The sequence below is a fragment of the Thomasclavelia spiroformis DSM 1552 genome (genome assembly GCF_025149465.1).
Lineage (GTDB): Bacteria > Bacillota_I > Bacilli_A > Erysipelotrichales > Coprobacillaceae > Thomasclavelia > Thomasclavelia spiroformis.
Map to the genome: position 1 here is coordinate 2,315,343 of NZ_CP102275.1, position 23,214 is coordinate 2,338,556.

21 protein-coding genes are annotated in these 23,214 nt (G+C 29.1%); 11 read left to right on the forward strand and 10 right to left on the reverse strand.

Annotated features, from left to right (window positions below; genetic code table 11):
* Window positions 1-123: 123 nt before the first annotated feature.
* The 3 genes from NQ543_RS11045 to NQ543_RS11055 form a co-directional block, all read right to left on the reverse strand.
* The gene (locus NQ543_RS11045; protein WP_004610146.1) at window positions 124-4,698 is read right to left on the reverse strand and encodes a family 20 glycosylhydrolase; all 4,575 of its coding nucleotides are present in this window, start codon (window positions 4,696-4,698) and stop codon (window positions 124-126) included.
* A gap of 329 nt (window positions 4,699-5,027) precedes the next feature.
* Complete coding sequence (gene tnpA / locus NQ543_RS11050; RefSeq protein ID WP_004610145.1) at window positions 5,028-5,540, reverse strand: IS200/IS605 family transposase; 513 nt, start codon at window positions 5,538-5,540, stop codon at window positions 5,028-5,030.
* A 161-nt stretch (window positions 5,541-5,701) separates the two neighbouring features.
* Window positions 5,702-7,069, reverse strand: coding sequence for an aminopeptidase (locus NQ543_RS11055; RefSeq protein ID WP_004610144.1), 1,368 nt, complete (start codon window positions 7,067-7,069; stop codon window positions 5,702-5,704).
* A gap of 137 nt (window positions 7,070-7,206) precedes the next feature.
* On the opposite strand from NQ543_RS11055, the gene NQ543_RS11060 reads away from it, so the two are divergent.
* Together NQ543_RS11060 and NQ543_RS11065 are read left to right on the forward strand one after the other, a co-directional pair.
* A complete protein-coding gene (locus NQ543_RS11060; RefSeq protein WP_004610143.1) occupies window positions 7,207-8,100 on the forward strand; it encodes an ABC transporter ATP-binding protein in 894 nt (297 codons plus the stop codon).
* Window positions 8,093-8,893 (forward strand): ABC transporter permease subunit, encoded by an 801-nt coding sequence (locus tag NQ543_RS11065; protein ID WP_039904413.1) that lies wholly within the window; start codon window positions 8,093-8,095, stop codon window positions 8,891-8,893. Before NQ543_RS11060 ends, NQ543_RS11065 begins: the two co-directional genes overlap by 8 nt.
* 26 nt (window positions 8,894-8,919) lie before the next feature.
* Here NQ543_RS11065 and NQ543_RS11070 read toward each other — a convergent pair whose 3' ends face one another.
* The 4 genes from NQ543_RS11070 to NQ543_RS11085 all read right to left on the reverse strand — a co-directional run bounded on the left by NQ543_RS11070 (window position 8,920) and on the right by NQ543_RS11085 (window position 12,175).
* On the reverse strand, window positions 8,920-9,186 hold the full coding sequence (locus NQ543_RS11070; RefSeq protein ID WP_004610141.1) for an RNA-binding S4 domain-containing protein: 267 nt from the start codon (window positions 9,184-9,186) through the stop codon (window positions 8,920-8,922).
* Window position 9,187: 1 nt separating this feature from the next.
* Window positions 9,188-10,828 (reverse strand): putative manganese-dependent inorganic diphosphatase, encoded by a 1,641-nt coding sequence (locus NQ543_RS11075; protein WP_004610140.1) that lies wholly within the window; start codon window positions 10,826-10,828, stop codon window positions 9,188-9,190.
* Window positions 10,829-10,837: 9 nt separating this feature from the next.
* Entirely contained in the window at window positions 10,838-11,503 is a 666-nt protein-coding gene (locus NQ543_RS11080; RefSeq protein WP_004610139.1) for a helix-turn-helix transcriptional regulator, read from the reverse strand.
* A gap of 87 nt (window positions 11,504-11,590) precedes the next feature.
* Window positions 11,591-12,175: an NAD(P)H-dependent oxidoreductase gene (locus NQ543_RS11085; RefSeq protein WP_004610138.1), complete on the reverse strand. Its 585-nt coding sequence runs from the start codon at window positions 12,173-12,175 to the stop codon at window positions 11,591-11,593.
* Window positions 12,176-12,294: 119 nt separating this feature from the next.
* Between NQ543_RS11085 and NQ543_RS11090 the strand changes: the two genes are divergently transcribed.
* The 4 genes from NQ543_RS11090 to NQ543_RS11105 are packed head-to-tail and all read left to right on the forward strand — an operon-like array spanning window position 12,295 to window position 14,855.
* The gene (locus NQ543_RS11090) at window positions 12,295-12,618 is read left to right on the forward strand and encodes a PepSY domain-containing protein (RefSeq protein WP_004610137.1); all 324 of its coding nucleotides are present in this window, start codon (window positions 12,295-12,297) and stop codon (window positions 12,616-12,618) included.
* Window positions 12,602-13,252, forward strand: a complete 651-nt coding sequence (locus tag NQ543_RS11095) for a response regulator transcription factor (protein ID WP_004610136.1) — start codon at window positions 12,602-12,604, stop codon at window positions 13,250-13,252. The genes NQ543_RS11090 and NQ543_RS11095 overlap by 17 nt, the downstream gene beginning before the upstream one ends.
* Window positions 13,249-14,319, forward strand: coding sequence for a sensor histidine kinase (locus tag NQ543_RS11100; protein ID WP_004610135.1), 1,071 nt, complete (start codon window positions 13,249-13,251; stop codon window positions 14,317-14,319). The genes NQ543_RS11095 and NQ543_RS11100 overlap by 4 nt, the downstream gene beginning before the upstream one ends.
* Window positions 14,316-14,855 (forward strand): PepSY domain-containing protein, encoded by a 540-nt coding sequence (locus tag NQ543_RS11105; protein ID WP_004610134.1) that lies wholly within the window; start codon window positions 14,316-14,318, stop codon window positions 14,853-14,855. Before NQ543_RS11100 ends, NQ543_RS11105 begins: the two co-directional genes overlap by 4 nt.
* Before the next feature lie 205 nt (window positions 14,856-15,060).
* Here the strand turns inward: NQ543_RS11105 and gltA are convergent, their stop codons facing one another.
* On the reverse strand, window positions 15,061-16,449 hold the full coding sequence (gene gltA / locus NQ543_RS11110) for an NADPH-dependent glutamate synthase (protein WP_004610133.1): 1,389 nt from the start codon (window positions 16,447-16,449) through the stop codon (window positions 15,061-15,063).
* Complete coding sequence (locus tag NQ543_RS11115) at window positions 16,449-17,297, reverse strand: sulfide/dihydroorotate dehydrogenase-like FAD/NAD-binding protein (RefSeq protein WP_004610132.1); 849 nt, start codon at window positions 17,295-17,297, stop codon at window positions 16,449-16,451. Before NQ543_RS11115 ends, gltA begins: the two co-directional genes overlap by 1 nt.
* A gap of 149 nt (window positions 17,298-17,446) precedes the next feature.
* Between NQ543_RS11115 and NQ543_RS11120 the strand changes: the two genes are divergently transcribed.
* The 5 genes from NQ543_RS11120 (at window position 17,447) to NQ543_RS11140 (ending at window position 21,836) form a co-directional block, all read left to right on the forward strand.
* Window positions 17,447-18,136 carry a LytR/AlgR family response regulator transcription factor gene (locus tag NQ543_RS11120; RefSeq protein WP_004610131.1) on the forward strand — a complete coding sequence of 230 codons (690 nt, stop codon included), beginning with the start codon at window positions 17,447-17,449 and terminating at the stop codon, window positions 18,134-18,136.
* 10 nt (window positions 18,137-18,146) lie between these two features.
* On the forward strand, window positions 18,147-18,935 hold the full coding sequence (locus NQ543_RS11125; protein ID WP_004610130.1) for a Cof-type HAD-IIB family hydrolase: 789 nt from the start codon (window positions 18,147-18,149) through the stop codon (window positions 18,933-18,935).
* Between the two features lie 61 nt (window positions 18,936-18,996).
* The gene (tgt, locus tag NQ543_RS11130) at window positions 18,997-20,133 is read left to right on the forward strand and encodes a tRNA guanosine(34) transglycosylase Tgt (RefSeq protein WP_039904409.1); all 1,137 of its coding nucleotides are present in this window, start codon (window positions 18,997-18,999) and stop codon (window positions 20,131-20,133) included.
* Window position 20,134: 1 nt separating this feature from the next.
* Window positions 20,135-21,160, forward strand: coding sequence for a tRNA preQ1(34) S-adenosylmethionine ribosyltransferase-isomerase QueA (queA, locus tag NQ543_RS11135; protein WP_039904406.1), 1,026 nt, complete (start codon window positions 20,135-20,137; stop codon window positions 21,158-21,160).
* Between the two features lie 43 nt (window positions 21,161-21,203).
* The gene (locus tag NQ543_RS11140) at window positions 21,204-21,836 is read left to right on the forward strand and encodes an epoxyqueuosine reductase QueH (RefSeq protein ID WP_004610127.1); all 633 of its coding nucleotides are present in this window, start codon (window positions 21,204-21,206) and stop codon (window positions 21,834-21,836) included.
* 10 nt (window positions 21,837-21,846) lie between these two features.
* Here the strand turns inward: NQ543_RS11140 and NQ543_RS11145 are convergent, their stop codons facing one another.
* Window positions 21,847-23,208 carry an FAD-dependent oxidoreductase gene (locus NQ543_RS11145; RefSeq protein ID WP_004610126.1) on the reverse strand — a complete coding sequence of 454 codons (1,362 nt, stop codon included), beginning with the start codon at window positions 23,206-23,208 and terminating at the stop codon, window positions 21,847-21,849.
* Window positions 23,209-23,214: the final 6 nt, after the last annotated feature.

Genomic DNA, 23,214 nt, shown 5'->3' on the forward strand with positions numbered 1-23,214 from the left:
TTTTCTCCTTTCTTAAAGCGCAGAAAAAGTATACGCTTACAACAATATTGTAAATTATATCCTAGTACAAAGCAACTAAAAGCACTTAATAAAAAAGAAGTAGCCTAAGCTACCTCTTTTTCACTAATTTTCTTTTCTTCTCAACACTGTATATCCAGCTACACTTAATAATGCAATTGTTGCAAACATTCCTACTAAGCTTCCATCTCCTGTTTTAACACTTGCAGTTGTATCACCATTATCTAGTGGTGTACTTACTGTGTTATCTACATTTGATGGTGTACTTGGATTAGCTTGTAATCCAGCAATTGCTTTTTCTAATAAGTCTTTTGCATTATTTACTTGTTCTTGAGTTACATTTGGATCATCAAATACTACTTTTGCTTCATCTAATGCTTTTGTTAATCCATTAAATGTTGCTTTTGTATAGTTTACACTATTTAATCCTTCTGCTTGATTAATTAAGTCTTCTAATAAACTCTTATCTGGAATTAATCTTAAGTTCAAGAATGCTGTTACTAATTCTTTGTATGCATTGTTTACTTCTTCTTGCATTGCATTATCATCGTTATATACAACATTAGCTTCATTTAATTCTTTTTCAAATGCTGCCCATGTATCTGTTGAATATTTACTTGAATCTAATCCTGTAACATCATCGATAAATGCTTTTAATGCTGTTTTATCACCTTTTACAAAGTCTAACATATGCATTGCACTAGCAAGTATATCAAATGCTGCATTTACTTCATCTTGAGTAGCACTTGCATCATTGTAAATAGCATTAGCTTCATCTCTTGCTGCAATGAATTCATTTGCAACTACTGGGATTACTTTTTCTAAATCTTTATCAGTAATTGCATTAGCTAAGTCTACTGCAATCTTTAATGCTGTTTTATCAACTTCTTGAATATCTTGATCATATAATATTTTTGCATAATCAATTTCAATATCGCTTGAAGTTGAATTTTCATTTTTGTTTCTAGTTGCTGATACTTTAATTGTATGTTGACCATATTCTAATCCAGTAACAGAGAATAATAATTGTTGATATAAAGTACTTGGATTATAAGCATCAACTTGAATTACTTCTCCATCATCTACAGTAATATCATAGATTCCCATCATTGTATCTTTATTTCCATAAAGTTCAATTCCTGTTCCTTCAAATGTAATTGTGAAATATGGTACAATATCTCCTTCTTGATAACGAGCCCAATTGAACCAATGTTCATCTCCATTATAGAAACGATCTAGATATCCTTGACTTACGCCCCATTCACCAACAAAGTTAAATTGATCTACACCTGTTCCAACTTCTGAATCATTAATAATTTTATTTGATTCAACAAGTTGATCCATAACTACTTCTAATTTATCAATCATTGCATTAATTTGATCTTGTGTTGCATCTGCAGCTAATCCTTTTGCTTCTTCAATTGCTTTAGCTAATACTGCATAGCTAGCTTCTGTATAAGAATCACTTGGTAAACTTTCTGCTTTTTCTAATGTATATCCTAATAATTGTCTATTAGGCACTTCTTCATCAAGAAGTTCGCATTGAGCATATAACATATAATGATCAGATAAACCTTCATTTACTGTTTCTACTGTATTAATTTTGATATTTCTAGTTGTGATAATGTTATCTATTTCACGACGTGCACCTTCTGCAGTATCTCCAATAGTTTCTAACCATACATCATCTTTACCATTTGCAATATTGTAATTTCTTAAGAATGGATAGAATTCTGAATTAGAATCACCTGTATTGAAATCACCTGTTAAAATCTTGTATGGTGTTGGATCTGCATCCATTGCATTAATAATAGTTTCGATTTGTTGTCTTCTTATATCTGAATCTTCATAAGAAAGATGTGTACTATAAATAGCAATTGTTTTTCCATCTTTTTCAAATTCTGCACGAGCATAAGCTCTTCCTTCAATACCTGGTAGGCTAGGTAATGATGCTCCAGATTGTCCACTTAATTCATTTTGTGAAACAATACCAACACCATATTCTCCACCACCATAATCAATTGCTTTTTGGAAATGTGAATAACCAAAGTAGCCTTGATTTACAAATTCTTGCATCATATCGTAATTATTACGACTTGTAAATACATCTACTTCTTGCACACCTGCAACAGTAATTTGTTTTTCTTCCATCAAATCACTTATTGCAGCTATATTTGGATGTCTATTGGCTGCAATGTTAAATGAAGCAATATTAATTTCATTTGATTTTAATTCTTTCTTCAATCCTTCTCTTGCTTTTACTAATGCATAATAAGCACTATTAATTTGAGATTGAGTTGCTTCATCATTAGCATATACTTCTTTAGCAACAGCTAATGCATCTTCCAATTCTTTCCATGATTTTTCTGTATATTCGTCTTTTTCTAAACTTTCAGCAGCATCAATTTCAGCTTTTAATGTTTCTTTTTCAATTATTACTACAGAGCCATCATAAATTGCTTTGATTTCTTCTGCTTCTAAAGCACGATTATATATATTAAGTTCATCCATAGAACCACTCATGTTTCCAGGACTATTAATATCATTATTTACTGCTGCTCCAATTCTTTGTACCGGACAATTAATAGTTGTAGATACTTTATCAATATATTGACCATCAACATATAATGATGTTCCAGTAGAATCACCTACAAACGCTACATGTTTCCATTCACCCTCTGAAAGAGAATAATCAAAACTTGAATCAACAACACCATAAATACTAACTCCTAACTTTTTAGTATTTTTGTATTGTTCTAGTTTAATATCTCCTTCACTTCCACCAAATAATACGGCATTTGTATGTGGATTAGTTCCATTTTTTACCCAACAAGCAACTGTCCAGTCACCTTTTACCTTACCTAATTCTAAATCTACATAACCTTTTCTATTGAAATCTAAAGCTTTTCCGTTAACACCATCTGTCCAGCCTACTTCTCCTTGGAAAGTTCCAATATACTTACCTTCTGTATCAGTAATTGTATTACCTTTACCTTCATCTAAGTTCCACATTCCATTTACTGGTTCATATGGTACTTCCCAGATATCTTCATCCTTATTGAATTTGATTCCCTGGTTTTCTAATCTTTCTCCATGAGCTATTAATCTTGGCTTATATGTATCCCAGCTTCTTAATTCCTTTGGTGTCCATCCTATTTCTGCATGGCTTAAGATCTTTGGATATGCCATATAGTCTAAATGATCATTGTTTGCTAATGTTTCTGACCATAAGCATGCTTCGATTCCTACGATATTTTCTTTATCTCCATAGTTTGTTGGATCCCAGCTGTATGTATCTTCGATTGAATTGTATCCTGCCCATTGTAATCCTAATTCACAGCTTGCATCATATTTCATATCCATATATGCATAATCTGCTGGTGAAACTACATATTTGATACCATCTTTTAATTTCGCATTTCCTGTTGACCAGAACTGTGTTACTGTTCCTTCTTTATCTTCTGCTACACCGTCATAGTTTTGCCATCCAATTGGTGTCTTTCCGTACTTCTTAGCTATTTCTGTTACTCTGTTCATGAAATATGCATAATCTTCTGATGATGTTGAATGTGCTTCATCTCCTCCGATATGGATATATTTTGATGGTGAGATAGCTGCTACTTGTCTAAATACTTCATCGATGAATTCATATGTTTTTTCATTACGGCATTCAAATGTTGAAAATCCTACATCAATTCCTTCATATGGCTTAGTATTGTCATAGTTTCCTGAATGTGGTTTTCCATCTTCACTGCTGTTCAAGAAATTCAATGATACTAATGCTGCCCATGAATGTCCTGGCATATCAAATTCTGGAATGATTTCTACATATCGATCTGCAGCATATGCTACGATTTCTTTATAGTCTTCCTGTGTATATTGTCCGGCTTTGATTCCATTGATACTTGTTGAAGTTTGAGCTCCAATTGTATTTAGTTTTGACAATGATTCACCGTACATTTCACCTTTGATCTCTAGACGCCATCCCTGGTCGTCACTTAAATGAAGATGTAATTTGTTCATTTTATACTGAGCCATATTATCGATATAGCGTTTTACATCTTCTACTGAAAAGAAGTGTCTTGTCACATCAAGATGTGATCCACGATATTCATATTCAGGTTTATCATTAATAGATGAACATGGAATAACCCAAGATACCCCTTCTACTAATTCTGTTTTTTCGATATCAGCTGGTAAAAGCTGTCTTACAGTTTGAACAGCCATAAATGCTCCAGCTGGCTGATTTGCTGTAATTTCCACACCAGCTTCTGTAGTTTTAATCTTATAGCCTTCTTCACCTAAATCGCTTTCTGAATCTGAAATTACGATAGCGATATTTCCAGTTCCTTCATTGTCCCCTTTGATAACAGGAAGTTCATATCCTGTAGAAGGTCTAAGCTTGCTGGCAAGATATTCCCCAACATTTTCATATAATTCATCAGTTTGTTTATCATCCAAACCTTTGACATAGATATTTGTGTCTTCACTGATTGTAAATTTGTCTTGAGTTACCTCATAATCTACTGGAAGAGGTATTAATTGTCGTTCCAGACTAGCAGGTTCCTCTACAGCATTAACCGGCTGTATAGGCATAGCAGTTACAGTAGTAAAAGACATAAATGCAGCTAATGTTAGTGCCAACATTTTTTTCATTTTAAATTTTTTTATTAAACTCATTTGCCTTTTCCTTTCTTTAAAAATTAATTTTTAAATATCCCCGTAATTACCATAACTGTACTATAAATAAAATTTCCACCTCCTTTTTCTATGTTATTCAAGGTCATGCCTACCTAAAGTAACATCCCTCTCTATAGCATGTACTAACATAAGTATAACACTGAAAAAATATTTTAAATATTTAAAAAAAATGTAATATAAAATACAATTTTTTTATCTCATAATCATAACCACGCCTAAAAGACGTGGTATGCACCCGCCCTGTAAGGGCATGCTGTTGCGCTAGTCATTCGACCACTGAACGCCTTGACAGCCGCAACGTCATTTACTCACTGACCCTCAAAGGGTCTTTTACTTTTTTTCTTTTTCTTGTACCCATCCACTGGTTCTCCTGTGAACGGGTCAATAAATTCTTCCATACTCATTTGATCACTCAACTTATCTTCCGCTAACTGATTTTGAATATATTCTCTCACTGTCTTCTCGTTCTTTCCTACTGTATCTACAAAATAGCCTCTTGCCCAAAATTTTCTATTTCCATATTTATATTTCATACTTGCATGACGATCAAATATCATAAGCGTTGACTTGCTTTTCAGGTATCCCATAAACTCCGCCACAGAATACTTTGGTGGTATTTCTAATAGAAGATGAATATGATCAGGACATAACTCTCCTTCTATCAGCTCTACTCCCGGTTTTCTTTCAATTAAGGTCTTTATAATTAATCTTATATCATGTCTTAATTTATTGTATATTACCATCCTTCTAAATTTTGGTACTATTACAATATGATATTTACATCTATATGATGCATGTGATAAACTTTTTGTGTCTTTCATAGACTAACCTCCTCGTTATTTTATTTGCAGCTGCCAGGCTACAATTATTATATCACGAGGAGGTTTTTTACCCAGACGCTAAAGCTTTATTGTTACCACGCGCATAGCACGTGGTTTTTGTTTCACAATAAAAGGTACCTGCATACAGGTACCTTCATCAATTAAATTTTTTGTAAAAATGTTCGATATGCTAAATACGCTTCATAAACATCAACTTTACTTACAATTTCCATTGGTGCATGCATATTTAAAACCGCAACTCCAGCATCAATAACATTCATATTATAATTTCCAAGAATATAAGCGATAGTTCCGCCACCTCCTTGGTCAACTTTACCAAGCTCTGCAGTTTGATAATAAACATTTTCATCATCTAAGATCTTTCTAATTTGAGCAACATATTCAGGGTTCGCATCATTTGATCCACTTTTACCACGAGACCCAGTATATTTGTTAAAAACAATTCCTTTGCCTAAATAAGCAGCATTTTTCTTATCATTAACACTTAAATATAAAGGATCTACTCCTGCACTAACATCACTCGATAACATTTTTGAATTAGCCATCGCTTTTCGTGTTTTAATAAAACTGTCAACATCTTGTTTAGATAACAATTCACTAACTATATTTTCAAAAAATAAAGAATGTGCTCCGGTTGCTCCAACACTTCCGATTTCTTCTTTATCTACTAATATACAGCAACTAGTATATTCTGGTAAGTCAATATCCAAAATAGCCATCAATGATGTATACGCACACACTCGATCGTCATGTCCATATCCTGCTACCATACTACGATCAATTCCATAATCACGTGCTTTACCACTTGGTACAATTTCAATTTCTGCACTTAAAAAATCTTCTTCTTCAAAATCATATTTTTCTTTTAAAATTCTTAACACATTAGCTTTAACTGTATCTTTTTCACTATCTTTTAATGGCATACTTGCTACAGTAACATCTAAATCTTCACCTTCAATTACCTTAGCAGCCTCTTTTTTCAATTGATCAGCTGATAAATGAACTAATAAATCACTAATTCCAACTACTGGATCATTTTCATCTTCACCAATATTTACATCAATTACGGTTCCATCTTTTTTTACTACTACCCCAATCATAGATAAAGGAATTGTAACCCATTGATATTTTTTCACACCTCCATAATAGTGTGTATCCAATAAAGCAAATCCCTCACTTTCATATAGCGGATTTTGTTTTAAATCTAGTCTAGGTGAATCGATATGCGCCCCTAATATTCTAAGCCCTTTTTCAATTGGTTGTTTACCAATTACAAATAAAGCAATATTTTTATTCATATTAGTTACATAAACCTTATCCCCTGGTTTTAAAATATCAACATCATCTAGATTTTTATATCCTGCATCAATTGCTTTAGTAACTACTTCTTTGACACATAACCTTTCTGTTTTTCCGTTAGTAATAAATTTTTTATATCCTTCATTAAAATCCATTATTTTTTGGATTTGTTTATCATCATATTTTTCCCATGCATTTTTTGCGTACATATAATTCTCCTTTCATTTCTTTATACTATAGTATACCAATTTCCAATATTTCTCAATCAATATAAATAAATATATAATAGATAACTTGTTAATTCATATCATTAATTATAAAATAACATAAAAGGAGGGGATATTTTATGGAGATAATTAAGATCAATAATTTAACTAAAGATTATGGTAATGGAAAAGGTATTTTTGATGTTACTTTCACAATAAAAAAAGGGGAAATATTTGGTTTTTTAGGACCTAATGGCGCAGGTAAAACAACAACTATTAGACACTTATTAGGTTTTATAATTCCAAAAGAAAAAAAATGCATAATTAATAGTCTTGATTGTAATAAAGATATTGATCTTATTCAAAAAAAGATTGGATATATACCTGGTGAAATTAATTTAATGGAAGAAATTAGCGGTATTCAATTCATTAAATTCATGGCTGATTATCGAGGTATGAAGAATTTAGGAAGAGCAAATGAACTTATTAAGCGTTTTGAACTAGATCCTAAGTGCAAGATTAAAAAAATGTCTAAAGGAATGAAGCAAAAAGTAGGCATAGTTGTTGCTTTTATGCATGATCCAGATATTTTAATTTTAGATGAACCGACAAGCGGATTAGATCCATTAATGCAAAATGAGTTTGTAAACCTAATTCTTGAAGAAAAAAAACGTGGTAAAACTATTTTAATGTCTTCACATATATTCGAAGAAGTTGAAAAAACTTGTAATCGCGTAGGAATTATTAAGCAAGGAAAAATAGTTAGTATTGAAGATATCGATACTTTAAGAAAATCTAAACATAAAATATATGCTATCACCTTTAAAAACATTAAAGATATTGATAGTTTTAAAAAAGAAAATTTTTCTATTAAAAACATAAATAATAATGTCGTTGAAATCGTTATTCAAAATGAAATCAATGAACTTATTGCCTGTTTGAATAATTATCAAATTATAAATCTAGATGTTGTTAATCAAAGTTTAGAAGAGATCTTTATGCACTTTTATGGAGGTGAAATTGATAATGTTTAATAAAGCTTTATTTAAATTAGAATGGAAAACAAATTATAAAATTTTAATTATTTTTTGTTTAATCCTAATTATGTATACAACAATTATAATAAGTATGTATGATCCTGAATTAGGCTCTGCATTAGAAGTTTTTTCAAAAAGTATGCCCGAAATCATGGCAATGGTAGGAATGAGCGGTACACCTGATACTTTAGTTGATTTTATTACTGAATATTTATATGGATTTATTATGATTGTTTTTCCTTTAATATTTGGAATTATACTTTCATTGAGATTACTTGTAAAAAAGGTTGATAATGGGGTAATGAGCTATTTACTTAGTAGCGGTGTAAAACGTACAACTGTATGGACTACAGAAATGTTAGTAATTGTATCTAATATGTTTGTATTGATTTTGTTTTGCACTGGACTAGGAATTATATGTTCACAAATAATGTTTCCCGATAAATTAGATATTTTTGTATATATTTCAATCAATATTGGGGTATATATTTTACACTTAGCTCTTTTAGGAATTTGTTTTATGTGTTCAAGTATTTTTAATGAATATCGTTTAGCTACATTATTTGGGGCTGGTTTTCCAATTATTTTTATCTTAATTCAAATGTTATCAAATATGGAAGGTAGTATGGAGTGGTTGAAATATATGACGATTCTTACTTTATTTGATTCTAATAAATTAATAAGTGGAAATAATGAAGCCTATTTGATGCTAGGAGGATTAGCGATCATCGCTATTATTTGTAGTATTATTGGTGCAGTCGTTTTTAAAAGAAAAAGTATGTCATTATAAAAGCAAAGGTTGTTATGCCTTTGCTTTTATATATTACGTTCAATTCTTTGTTCATTAATTATCTCATAAAGCATTGTACTGTCTTCTTTTAATACATGCTCTTTTAGTTCTTTAACTTTAACTGTTAATAAGCTACGTCCAAATTCAATCTCAATTTCATCACCAACTTTAAGTTTAGTGCTAGGTTTAGCTATTTTTCCATTAACTTTAACTCGTGAACTTTCGCTTATTTCTTTAGACAAAGTTCTTCTTTTGATAATTCTTGAAACTTTTAAAAATTTATCTAATCTCATTTTATTTACTCATCACCGTAGTAATAGCTGGAACAACTTGTTTTTTACGAGAAATAACACCATTTAATGTTGCTTGATAATCATTTAAGCTAATATCAAATGCCTGTTCAACCAATTGTGGTTTTGGTCCAGCTACAAAAATTTCACTATTTGCATTGATAATATCTGTTAATAATAGTAATGTAAATTCTAAATTATTATCTTCAGCGAATTTATTCATATATTCTAACATTTCTTCTTTGTATGGTAAAAAGCCTTCAATATCCATTGAATTAACTTGTCCAACTCCTACAGTTCCTGTTTCAAATGAAAACTTTTTAAAATCTTGATTAAAAATTTCCTCAACTGTCTTACCAACTAATGAAGTTCCTGCTTTAAACATTTCCATAGCAAATTCTTCAATATCAACGCCCGCAATTTTAGCTAACTTACGTGCTGTTTTAGTATCAACAGGTGTACATGTTGGTGATTTAAATAATAATGTATCAGAAATAACTGCCCCTAATAACGCTCCTGCAATAGATTGTGGTATTTCAATATCATTTTCATCAAAGATCTTTGTAACAATAGTTGCAGTTGAACCTAATGGTTCACCTCTAAATAATAAAGGTCCCACAGTTTGAATATCAGCAACTCGATGATGATCAACAATTTCAAGAATATCAGCTTCATCAATACCTGGAATTGATTGCCCTCTTTCATTATGATCAACTAAAACAACCTTTTTTCTTAAACCTTTCAATAAAGCAAAACGAGAAATACTACCTACACAACGATTATTTAAATCAAGTACAGGATAACTACGATATCTAGTTTCACTCATTACTTCTTTTACATGATCTAATGTATCATCAGTAGTAAATAGTTTTAAATCACCTTTTTGCATAATATATTCAACTGGAATTGCTTGAATAATTTGTTGTGATGTTAAATATGTATTATATGGTGTAGAAATAACACTAATTCCTTTTTCTTTTAATTTATCTAACATAGTAGCATCAACATCTAAAGAACCTGTCAAAATAATTAAAGATACATCTGCTTCAATCATTGAATTAACTGCATCTTCACGATCTCCTCCAACAATAACAATATCACCAGATTTAATACGCTTTTTAGCTTCTTCACCACGCATTGCCGCAATATGTAAATCACCTTCAATAAATTTTAGATCTTGATTTAAATAAAGAATTGAAGCTTCTAATGTATCAATGACATTTTCAATTGGTGTATGAGCTTCTTTTAGTAAACTGCTATCCCATTTTTCCATATATCCTTCAACAATATTAGAAGTTGATAATAATCCTAACAATTGTCCATGATCATCTAAAATTGGAGCAGACTTTAAATTTTGTTGCTTCATTAAAGACCAAGCTGTTTTTAATGTCAACTCTTTAGAAAAAACAGTTACTTTATCATAATTTAAATCTTCAACTTTTTGTTTAACTGTTTTTAATAACATTGGGATTTCAATATGAAATCTCTTTAAAATATATTCAGTTTCACGATTAATTTCTCCTAATCTAACAGGAATCGCATTATAACGATCAAGTGCTTTCAATAAATAAGCATAACCGATTGCTGAACAAATAGAATCTGTATCGGGATTTCTATGTCCACTTACATAAACTAATTCTTTCATTTTAACCTCCTATTTTTCCATCTTTTTTAAATAACGATAAACTGTCGGTTCAGAAACTGCTAGTTTTTCTGCAACTAACACAATCGCTCCTTTAACCTTAAAAGTTCCTTTTTCCTGTAAATATTTTACAACTTTTATTTTCTCATCCACATTTAAACGTTCTGCCAAGAAATAACTAGGAAATCCCATTTTTTCAAGGCATTCTTTAACATACATATCAATCATTTCATCTAAAGGAGAAGATAAAATTTCAACTGGATTGTCCATTTTAAACTCAATATCTTTTTCATCTTTAATCCCTAAAATTTTCTTGATTGTAGAAGTCAAATATTCAAAATCAGAGATATTTACATTAACACATAACATCCCTACTGGCAACTCTTTACCTTCTTCTTTAATAAAGTAAGTAGCTGCTCTCATTAACTTACCATCAGGTCCAGTTGTCTTATAATTTAAAACATAATCATGATCTAGATATTGTTTATCATCTAAATAATGCATTGATAAATTAGATAACTTAGCTCCTATTTCCCTTCCAGAATTATGATTATTTGCAATTGCAACAATTTCTTGCTCTTTAGAAGTTAAATCATGTAAAGCAATCTCTACATTATCCCCTAGAGCTTTTCCTAAGAATTCTACCATTGCTGCATATGGCTCTAAGTATTTATACATCTTTACTTATCACTCCTTCATTGCAATTATACACGAATATTAAAAAAAATAGTAGCGTTTTTTATCACGATAATAAATTCTTTTATTTCAAAAGTTTTTACCCAAACAATATGCTCGTTTTAAATTATTATTAAAATTATTACTTCGATTTACATAATCTCTAGACATTCGATCAAACACAACCATTTCCTTCTCTTTACTCCTATTTCCTATTCGATTTTCAAACATTATTACTTTCATCGCCTCTACTTCTGCTTGTCTAATTGGCTCATTTAAATCACCACCCATAGTAACTAACATCAATACCTTATCTAATTGCTTCATACTTGCATTATTACCATAAGCAAATCCATAAGTCCAAACTCGCTGAAACCATCCAACTAATTTACTAGGAGCTTCACCCCAAAATATCGGATAAATAAATACTAAAGCATCATTTTGATTAATTAATTGCTGAAATTTTTTTACATCATCTAAAATATCTATCTTTTCATTATGAAATGCTTCTCTTAAATATTCACTTTCACTAAATGTTTCTTTAAAATCTAAAGCATATAAATCTAATAAAGTATATTCATGATTTCCATCATGTAATCCTCTAATAAATTCATTTTTAACTTCATATGTAAAACTATTATTACTTGGATGACAATATATAACTAATACCTTCATAATTCCTCCTTTTTTATATTATATCAAGTAAACTGAGAAAATTCTTATTTAATTATTATCAAACTTTAAGGTATAAATCATTAAAATAGGTTATTATATAGTCGAGAGGAGGGATAGTAATGCAAATACTTTCAAAGTATAAAAAACAATTAATTATAAGTATTTCAATAATAATGGTTATAATTATTATTATTGGGATATACATCCTTCATACAACTCTTACAAACATCAATTATTCGAAAAGTCAAGCGCATTTAATCGCATTAAGAACTTTTTCAGGAACTATTATTTCTTCTAATATAGATTATGATGATTTTCAAATTTATTATGATTTAGAAATTCAAAACTCTAATCAAGAAGTAGTAGATGTTGTTATTAATGCTAAAGATGGTAAAATTGTTAGTTATGAATACGAGGAGGGATATAATGATATTGATTATTGAAGATGAAAAAAATATCTCTAATTTATTAAAGCTAGAATTAACACATGCAAATTATGAATGTGATCAAGCTTTTGATGGTGAAAGTGGTCTAAACAAGGCTCTTAATCAAGATTATGAATTGATTCTTCTTGATTTGATGTTACCTAGAATCAATGGAATTGAAGTATGCCGGCAACTTCGTTTAAAAAAACAAACACCTATTATTATGCTGACAGCTAGAGACGAAGTCATGGATAAAGTAAATGGCTTACAAGTGGGAGCTGATGATTATTTAGCTAAACCATTTGCAATGGAAGAACTGCTCGCCAGAATAAATGCGTTGTTAAGAAGAGTTTCAAACCAAAATAAATCATTAAAATATAAATATGGTGAAATTGAAATCGATGTTATAAACCATCATGTGAAATTTAAAGATGAAACAATTACTCTTACTACAACAGAATTTGATTTATTAAGTTTATTAGTTCAAAATGGTGGAAATATTGTAACAAAAAATGATATTTTAAATAAAGTTTGGGGTTATGAGAAAAATGTTTCTACTAATGTTGTAGAAGTTTATATTCGCTATCTTAGAAATAAATTAGCAGGTATTAATATAGAAACTATTCGTGGAATAGGATATCGACTAGTATGAAAAAAAATAAATCTTTTCGTTTTCAACTAACATTTTCAACTTCGCTAATTATTATGAGTTTTATTGGTATATTTAGTTTAATCTTACTTGTATATATGACATATTATCTACTTATAATTAGTAAAATATATACTATGGATGAAAATGTTATGACACCTATCGCTAGTATTATTATATTATTATTATTTATTCTTGCAATTACAGCTTTGATAAGCAGTATTATTTGTGGAATTACAATTAGCGATAAATATTTAAAAACCGTTAATAAATTTAATAACAACGTTAAACAAATAAAAAAAGATGGTTTAAAACATCGTTTACAAATAGAAGGTAATGATGAGTTAGGTCAATTAGGTAAAGAATTCAATGATGTTTTAGATCAATTAGAAACATCTTTAAATCAACAAAACCAATTTGTAAGTGATGCTTCACATGAATTAAAAACTCCTTTAGCTATTATCAAAGGAAACTTAGACATGTTACTTCGCTGGGGAAAAGATGATCCTGAAATACTTAATTCTTCATTAGAAATTTCTAGTAAAGAGGCTGATCGATTAATTATGTTGTGTAATGAATTACTTCATTTAACAAGAGAGATGAAGGTCAAATGTAAAGAAGCCATTAATATCATTCCAATTATTAATCAAATTATAAAAGAATTTGAAGAATTACATCCAGATTTCACTTTTACGATAACTATTGATTCTAAGAAGAAAATTTGGATTACTGAAGAACATTTACGACAACTGTTAATTATACTATTAGACAATGCTGTAAAGTATTCTAAAGCTGATAATAAAAAAATTGAATTGAAATTCATAAATTATGAATTAAAAGTTAAAGATTATGGTATAGGTATTGAAGAAAGTAAAATAAATTACATTTTCAATCGTTTTTATAAAACAGATGAATCACGGGTTAAAAACAGTAACAGTTTTGGCTTAGGTTTAGCTATTGCTAAAAGACTATGCGATCATTATGGTTTTAAAATTAGTGTTATTAGTAAACTTAATGAGTATAGTGAATTTACAATAAATTTAAAAAAAGAAGAGGAGAAAGACTTATGAAAAAATTAATCACATTATTATTTGTTACATTTATTTTAGTAGGATGCAGCAATGCTTCAACTAAAACAATCACATTAGATGAAGCACAAGAAATTGCTTTAGCTGAAGTAGATGGTAAAGTTACTAGAGCAGTTGAAGAAACAGATGATGGACGTAGTTATTATGAATTTGATATCATCACAAATGACCAAAAACACGAACTTGAAGTTGACGCATCATCAGGTAAAATTACTAAAAATGAAATAGATGAAGATTATGTTCCATCTACAACTGATACAAATAACCAAACAACAAATAACCAAACAACAAATAACCAAACAACAAATAATCAAACTACAATTATCAGCAATGAAGAAGCTCAAAAAATTGCTATGGATCGTGTTGGAAATAATGGTTATTTAGTAAAATGTGAATTAGACAATGATGATGGTAGACAAGTATATGAAATAGAAATTAAAAATGGTAGAATTGAATACAATATTGATATTGATGCTGTTTCTGGTGAGATTATTAAATATGAAGAAGATCATGATTAGAGTTATAACAAAAAATAGTTCTTATACTATTTAGAGCGTTATAGCTCTTTTTACATAAATTAAAAATGTCTTAAAGAATAGCTATTTTTCTTTAAGATTTTTTAAACATATCTAATTATTTTTATACTGATATTTAGATTATAAAGTAGATAAAATATTATTATATCGAAAAAGCACTCAAACGAGTGCCTATTTTTTACTATAATTATTTAGTAGAAAGATATTCATCCATTGCTTTAGCTGCTGATTTACCAGCTCCCATTGCAAGAATTACTGTTGCTGCTCCAGTAACAACGTCACCACCAGCATATACTCCTTCTTTACTTGTTTTCATTGTTTCTTCATCTACAATAATTCCACCCCATTTTTGAGTATCTAAACCAGGAGTAGTTTGTCTAATTAATGGGTTTGGACTTTGTCCAATTGAAACAATTACTGTACCTGTTTCAATAATAAAGTTTGAACCTTCTTTTGCGATTGGCCTTCTTCTACCACTTTCATCGGGTTCACAAAGTTCCATTTCAACACATTCCATAGATTTAACCCATCCATCTTCACCATTGATTTTTACAGGGTTAGTTAATAATTTAAAAATAATTCCTTCTTCTTTAGCGTGATGTACTTCCTCAGCTCTAGCTGGTACCTCTTCTTCACCACGGCGATATACGATATAAACATTTTTCGCCCCTAAACGTTTAGCCGTTCTAGCAGCATCCATTGCTACATTCCCAGCACCAATTACACAAACTGTTTCAGTAATTTTAACAGGAGTTGGATGATTTGGAAATTCGTATCCCTTCATTAAATTTACTCTTGTTAAAAATTCATTTGCTGCATAAACACCATTTAAGTTTTCACCTGGAATATTTTGGAATCTTGGTAATCCTGCTCCACTTCCAATAAAAATCCCTTGATATCCTTGTTCTTGTAATTCATCAATTGTGACTGAACGTCCAACAACTACATTAGTTTCGAATTTAACGCCTAATGAAGCAACACTATCAACTTCTTTTTGAACTAGTGATTTAGGTAAACGGAATTCTGGGATTCCATATGATAAAACTCCTCCTGTTTTATGAAGCGCTTCAAAAACAGTAACATCATATCCTTTTTTTGCTAATTCACCAGCACAAGTAATTCCCGCTGGTCCTGAACCAATGATTGCAACTTTTTTTCCATTTGGTTCAATTTTTAATTCAGGAGTTTTACCATGAGCCATATGATAATCAGCAACAAATCTTTCTAAACGTCCAATTCCTACTGACTCACCTTTAATACCACGAACACATTTACCTTCACATTGATTTTCTTGAGGACAAACACGTCCACAAATTGCCGGTAAAGCATTTTCACTTGTAATAATTTTATAAGCTTCTTCAAAATTACCAGCCGCTACTTCTTGAATAAATTCAGGAATTGGTACTCCTACTGGACAACCGCTTTTACATGGTTGATGTTTACAATTTAAACAACGAGTTGCTTCTTCCATTGCCATTTCTTTTGTATATCCTAAAGCAACTTCTTCAAAATTTTTATTTCTTACATCAGGTTCTTGTTCAGGCATAACAACCTTTTTTAATGACATATTAGGCATTATCTTGTACCTCCCATTAAATTACAAATACGATTAGCATTTTCACTAACTGTATGTTCTTCTTCTTTAAACATTCTTTGACGCATCATCAATTCATCAAAATCAACTTGTAATCCATCAAAATCAGGACCATCTACACAAGCAAATTTAATTTTACCATCTACACTAACACGACAGCACCCACACATACCTGTACCATCAATCATAATTGGGTTTAAAGATACTGATGTTTTAATTTTTTTTGGTTTAGTAACATTAACAACTGCTTTCATCATTGGTACTGGACCAATTGCAATTACTTCATCAATACTTTCACCTTTTTCAATTAAATCGCTTAATACTGTAGTAACGAACCCTTTTGTCCCTAAAGAACCATCATCCGTAGCAATATATACATTTTTACAGAATTTTTTGAATTCATCTGCTAATAAAACATATTGTGCTTCTCGCCCACCAATAATAACATCAACTTCAACACCACGATTTGCTAATTCACGAAGTTGTGGATATAATGGAGCACTTCCTACACCACCTGCTACACCTATAACATGTTTTACATCATGGAATTTTGTTGGAACACCTAATGGTCCTACAAAATCAGTTAATTCATCACCTTCATTCAACTTAGATAACTCACGAGTAGAATATCCTACAATTTGATAAATAATTGTAATTGTTTCTTTTTCACGGTCATAATCAGCAATTGTTAGTGGGATTCTTTCGCCATCTTCACCAACACGTAAAATAATGAATTGACCGGGTTCACATTTTTTTGCAACATATGGTGCATAGATTTCCATTAGTTCTACTGCATCATTTAGTACTTCTTTTCTTAAAATTTTGTACATAACTTATCCCCCTTTTATAATACTTATTTATTTTATCTTGCTTAACAAAAAATTACAACGATAATTAAACATTTTGTATACAATATTGTATTTTATAGACAAACTTTATCGTATTTTTGTATAATATTTTTTAAGTTAGGAGGGGTACTTTGTATAAAGTTGCAGTTATCAATCATAATGATGAAATTTATTGTATTATCAATGATACTTTTAAAAACTACGGTATTGAAACTGATATAACATGCTTCAATGATTTTATGAATATTAAAATGATTTTTGATTTTTTATTTATTAATGTTGATATATCTAATTTAAATAATATTCAATTTATCAAAAAATATCTATCTATTCATAATAATACTTTAGTAGTTATTATCGATGATAATTATGATTCATTATTTAATTATGGTAATCTCCATTTTTTTGATTTTGTAAAAAAAGATAGTCTATACTTAGGACTGACTAATTCAATAAAACATATTGTTAGTAAAATTAACGAACAACAACATTTTATTACTATTAATAACAAAAGTGGTATAATTAATATTGCTTGTAATGAAATTATTTTTTGTAAAAGTCAAGGACATACTTGTTTTATTTATACAGATAGTGATACTTATCAAACAACTAAATATAAATTATCTATGCTGGAACAGTTTATTAATTCTTGTGATTTTTATATGATTAATCGTTCTTGTTTAATTAATTGGAATTATGTTTATAAGATAGATGATAAAAATATTGTTTTAAAAAACAAAACTATTCTTAAAATAAGTAAAAATAGATATAAAAATGTCTTACTAGCTTATCAAAAATATATCAAAAGAAATCTAATTTAGGAGGTAAATTATGTCTGATAAAAACATTCTATTTTTTGATATTGATGGTACTTTATTATCACATACTACCCATTCTATTCCTGAAAGTGCTATCATAGCAATAAAAAAAGCTAAAGAGAAAGGCCATCTTATTTTTATAAATACTGGTAGACCTTTTTCATTGATTGATGAGTGTATCAAAGCATTAAAACCTGATGGATATGTTTGTGGATGTGGAACATATATTAGATATCATGATGAAGTTTTATTTTCTTATTCAATCCCATTAAAAAGATGTTTAGAAATAAAAGATTTAATTAGAAAAACAAATGTTGATGGAGCATTAGAAAGTAAAAACACTATTTATTTTGATAATAATATTCGAAATCCATTTTTAGATAGCCTTAAACAACGTTATATTACTAATAATTTTACAATGTCAAACTTTGATGATCCAATGTTATCTTTTGATAAGTTTTGTATCTGGTTTGATGAATTAAGTGACATAACTTATTTTAAAAAAGCAATAGAAAATGATTTTGATTATATTAGTAGAGCAAAGGATTTTGGAGAAATCGTCCCAAAAGGTTACTCTAAAGCTACAGGTATTCAATTTTTATTAAATTATTTTGATATAGATATTAATAATACTTATGCTTTTGGTGATAGTTTTAATGACGAGGCAATGCTTTCATTTGTAAAAAATGCAATTGTAATGAAAAATAGTGATCCAGAATTATATAAACTTGCTAGTTTTGTTACTAAAGATATTGATGATAATGGTATTTATTATGCAATGAAACATTTTAATTTAATTTAAACATAAATTGTAATTATGCAACTATTACGATATAATAATGCTTGCTTTAAAGGAGGTAAATATGGCAGCAATAAGTTATGAATTAAAACATGTTTGTAAACAATCTGGTGCTCGTTATGGTATTTTACATACTCCTCATGGGGATGTAGAAACTCCTATGTTTATGCCAGTAGGTACTCTAGCAACAGTAAAAGGAATATCACCTGAAATGTTAAAAGAAATGCATTCTCAAGTTATTCTCGCAAATACATATCATCTTTGGCTTCGTCCTGGTGAAGATGTTATTGAAAAAGCCGGTGGGTTACATAAATTTATGAATTATGATGGGCCTATGCTTACAGATAGTGGTGGATTTCAAGTTTTTTCATTAGGTAAAACACGTAAAATCGAAGAAGAAGGAGTTAAATTTAAAAGTATTATTGATGGTAGTGCACTTTTTCTTTCTCCTGAAAAAGCTATTGAAATTCAAAACAAATTAGGAGCAGATATAATTATGTCATTTGATGAATGTGCTCCATATCCTTGTACATATGAATATATGAAAGATAGCATGGAAAGAACTTTAAGATGGGCCAAACGAGGTAAAGAAGCTCATAAAAATACAGACAAACAGGCTCTATTTGGTATTGTTCAAGGTGGTGAATATGCTGATTTAAGAGAACGTTGTGCTAAAGAATTGGTTAAAATGGATTTCCCTGGTTATTCAATTGGTGGTACAAGTGTTGGAGAACCTAAAGATGTAATGTATAAAATGGTAGATGATGCAGTAAAATGGTTACCTGAGGATAAACCTCGTTATTTAATGGGAGTAGGTAATCCAATTGATTTAATTGAATGTGCAATTCGTGGAATTGATATGTATGATTGTGTTTTACCTACTAGAGTAGCTAGACATGGTGCTGTTATGACTAGCATAGGAAGAATTAATATTAACAATGAAAAATATAAATATGACTATACTCCTCTTGATCCTAATTGTGATTGTTATACTTGTAAAAATTATACTAAGTCATATATTCGTCACTTGCATAAATGTGATGAAATATTTGGTAAAACATTATTATCAATTCATAATGTTAATTTTTTATTGAAATTAGCAAGTGATATTCGTCAAGCAATCAAGGAGGATCGTTTACTTGATTTTAAAGAAGAGTTTTTAGATAAGTATGGTCACGATGTATATAAGAGGGCGTTTTAAGATGAAGTTAAGTGAATTTGATTTTGAATTACCTGAAGAATTAATTGCTCAAACACCATTAGATAAGCGTGATACATCGAGATTAATGGTATTAAATCGAGAAAATCAAACAATTGAGCATAAGCATTTTTATGATATTATTAATTATTTAAAACCTGGTGATGTTTTAGTTAGAAATAATACTAAAGTTATTCCAGCACGTTTATTTGGAGTTAAAGAAGAAACAAATGGTCATGTTGAAGTTTTATTATTAAAAGATCAAGGCAATGATGTTTGGGAATGTTTGGTTGGAAATGCAAGAATCGTAAAACTTGATACAATCATTACTTTTGGCGACGGTTTATTAAAAGCTAAATGTCTTGAAATAAAAGATGAAGGTATTAGAGTTTTTAAAATGATTTATGATGGAATTTTTTATGAAATCTTAGATCAATTAGGAACAATGCCTTTACCTCCTTATATCAAAGAAAAATTAAATGATCAAAGTCGTTATCAAACCGTCTATGCCAAAATAGAAGGTAGTGCTGCTGCACCAACTGCTGGATTACATTTTACAGATGATATTATTAGAAAAATAAAAGCTAAGGGAATTGAAATACTAGATATTACTCTACATGTTGGTTTAGGGACATTTAGACCGGTAAAAGTTGATAATGTACTAGAGCATCATATGCATAGTGAATATTATATGATTGAACCAGAAGTAGCTGATAAATTAAACCAAGCTAAAGCAAATGGTCAAAGAATCATTGCTGTAGGTACTACTTCTACTAGAACTTTAGAAGCTAATATGCAAAAATATGGTAAATTTACAGCAACTCATGAAAACACTGATATCTTTATTTATCCTGGTTATCAATATCAAGCAATTGATTGCTTAATTACAAATTTTCATTTACCAAAATCAACTTTATTAATGTTAATTAGTGCTTTTGCTACAAAAGAATTTATTTTCAAAGCTTATCATGAAGCTATTGAAAATAAATATCGTTTCTTTAGTTTTGGTGATAGTATGTTTATAATGTAGATTTAAAATCTACATTTTTTTATTTTTATGATATAATCATTATATGAAAATAAATTATGATATAAAATTAAAAGAAGAATTAGAAAAAATTGGTGATAGTAAACCAAGTCTATTACTACATGTCTGTTGTGGTCCTTGTAGTGGTAACGTAATTAGAGAAATAGCAGATAAATTTAAAATAACTATTTATTACTCTAACTCCAATATTTATCCTCGTGAAGAATACAATCGTCGTTTTGAAGAATTAAAAACTTTTTTAAGTAGTTTCAATAAAGATTATAATCAAAGCATTAATGTGATTGAAGATCCATATTCACCTAAAAATTATCTTGAAAAAATTTCAGTATACAAAGATGAACCAGAGGGAGGAAAAAGATGTTATCTTTGTTATCAAGAAAGAATGAGACAAGCTTATAATTATGCATTAAAAAATAATTTTGATTACTGGACAACTGTATTAAGTGTTTCACCACATAAAAATAGTCAATGGATCAATGAAATAGGCGCATCATTTGATCAACAATCTACTAAATTTTTATTTAGTGATTTTAAAAAAAATAATGGTTATTTAAAGTCTGTTCGTTTTGCAGATAAATATCACTTATATCGACAAAATTATTGTGGTTGTGTATATTCATATCAAGATATGCTTGAACGTAAAAAACATGAGGATTAACTCATGTTTTTTAATATTTTTTTAGATTTCTTGTTGCTGGAATGCTTACTAAATTTCCATAACAATCAAAAATCGAGCCATGACATGGACAATTCCATGTATTATCTTTTTCATTAAATTCAATTACACATTTTAAGTGTGGACAATATGGTGAAAAATAGAAATATCTATTTTGTTTATCTCTATATATTGCAATAAGATGCCCTTTATGATTAATCACTTTACCTTGATTTTCTTTTAAATCAACTTCTTTACTTACTAATATTCGATTTTTAATCATTCCATGAAAATTATTCTTTACTAACTTAATAAAATCATTTTTAGAATATAAATAACTTGCATAACTTGGATCATATAATGATGTATATCTATTATCATTATTCATTAACATATCATAGATTAATTTACTTGCTACATGACTTAACGTCATTCCCCACTTGTTATATCCATAGGCAATATATTCATGTTGATTAATTTTTCCAATATATGGTATTTTACGTAATGGGATACTATCTTGACCATACCAATATAGATCAGTATTAAAAACACCTCTATTTATTTCTAACATTGCATTATTATTTAATGGTCGCTTAGAATAATTAGTTGTTAGATCTAGATGGCTATCATTTGAAGTTGATTTTTCTTGATAAATTATATGTTCTTTTTCTTGAAGCAATCTTAAAAAATAACCCTTTTGCAGATTTAAAGGATACCTAGTCATCCATATCACAATACTAGTTTTTACTTGACAACCATTTACATCTAGATAAATTTCATTATTTATTATTGTTTTTTTAGTTACTAATGAATGTTCATAAATATCAATATTATTACATTTTTCAAGTAATCCTTTAAGATATTTTAATGGATGAAAAATTGCTTGCTTATCTAACCCCATTGATATATTTTCATTATTATTTACAATAACATCTAATTTCCATGATTTAAATAATTTAATTTGTTTTAAAATTTTCTCACAATTAACTTTATCACTTGCACTAATATAAGCAATATTTTCTTGAAAATCACAATCTATTTTATTCATTTCAATTATTTCTTTAATTTCATTTAATGACTCGTTATTAGAATCAAAATATTCTTTTGCCTTATCATTTCCATATGCTTTACAAATATCAACACAAATTACATCATGCAAACACGTTACTTTACCCGTTGTATGACCTGTTGTTTTACTTGCTAATGTATCACTTTCAAGTAAAGCAACATTAAAATTACTATTGTTTAATCGATATGCTAATGTAATTCCACTCATCCCTCCACCAACAATTACAATATCATAAGTACAATCTTGTTTAATTTTAGGATAGTGTGGTAAGGTAGTTGTTTTTTGCCAATATGATTCATTATTCATCCTATC

Coding starts and splice junctions, on each gene's coding strand:
- NQ543_RS11045 (WP_004610146.1), bottom strand. CDS start 4,698: ATGAGTTTAATAAAAAAATTTAAAATGAAAAAAATGTTGGCACTAACA.
- tnpA (WP_004610145.1), bottom strand. CDS start 5,540: ATGAAAGACACAAAAAGTTTATCACATGCATCATATAGATGTAAATAT.
- NQ543_RS11055 (WP_004610144.1), bottom strand. CDS start 7,069: ATGTACGCAAAAAATGCATGGGAAAAATATGATGATAAACAAATCCAA.
- NQ543_RS11060 (WP_004610143.1), top strand. CDS start 7,207: ATGGAGATAATTAAGATCAATAATTTAACTAAAGATTATGGTAATGGA.
- NQ543_RS11065 (WP_039904413.1), top strand. CDS start 8,093: ATGTTTAATAAAGCTTTATTTAAATTAGAATGGAAAACAAATTATAAA.
- NQ543_RS11070 (WP_004610141.1), bottom strand. CDS start 9,186: ATGAGATTAGATAAATTTTTAAAAGTTTCAAGAATTATCAAAAGAAGA.
- NQ543_RS11075 (WP_004610140.1), bottom strand. CDS start 10,828: ATGAAAGAATTAGTTTATGTAAGTGGACATAGAAATCCCGATACAGAT.
- NQ543_RS11080 (WP_004610139.1), bottom strand. CDS start 11,503: ATGTATAAATACTTAGAGCCATATGCAGCAATGGTAGAATTCTTAGGA.
- NQ543_RS11085 (WP_004610138.1), bottom strand. CDS start 12,175: ATGAAGGTATTAGTTATATATTGTCATCCAAGTAATAATAGTTTTACA.
- NQ543_RS11090 (WP_004610137.1), top strand. CDS start 12,295: ATGCAAATACTTTCAAAGTATAAAAAACAATTAATTATAAGTATTTCA.
- NQ543_RS11095 (WP_004610136.1), top strand. CDS start 12,602: ATGATATTGATTATTGAAGATGAAAAAAATATCTCTAATTTATTAAAG.
- NQ543_RS11100 (WP_004610135.1), top strand. CDS start 13,249: ATGAAAAAAAATAAATCTTTTCGTTTTCAACTAACATTTTCAACTTCG.
- NQ543_RS11105 (WP_004610134.1), top strand. CDS start 14,316: ATGAAAAAATTAATCACATTATTATTTGTTACATTTATTTTAGTAGGA.
- gltA (WP_004610133.1), bottom strand. CDS start 16,449: ATGCCTAATATGTCATTAAAAAAGGTTGTTATGCCTGAACAAGAACCT.
- NQ543_RS11115 (WP_004610132.1), bottom strand. CDS start 17,297: ATGTACAAAATTTTAAGAAAAGAAGTACTAAATGATGCAGTAGAACTA.
- NQ543_RS11125 (WP_004610130.1), top strand. CDS start 18,147: ATGTCTGATAAAAACATTCTATTTTTTGATATTGATGGTACTTTATTA.
- tgt (WP_039904409.1), top strand. CDS start 18,997: ATGGCAGCAATAAGTTATGAATTAAAACATGTTTGTAAACAATCTGGT.
- queA (WP_039904406.1), top strand. CDS start 20,135: ATGAAGTTAAGTGAATTTGATTTTGAATTACCTGAAGAATTAATTGCT.
- NQ543_RS11140 (WP_004610127.1), top strand. CDS start 21,204: ATGAAAATAAATTATGATATAAAATTAAAAGAAGAATTAGAAAAAATT.
- NQ543_RS11145 (WP_004610126.1), bottom strand. CDS start 23,208: ATGAATAATGAATCATATTGGCAAAAAACAACTACCTTACCACACTAT.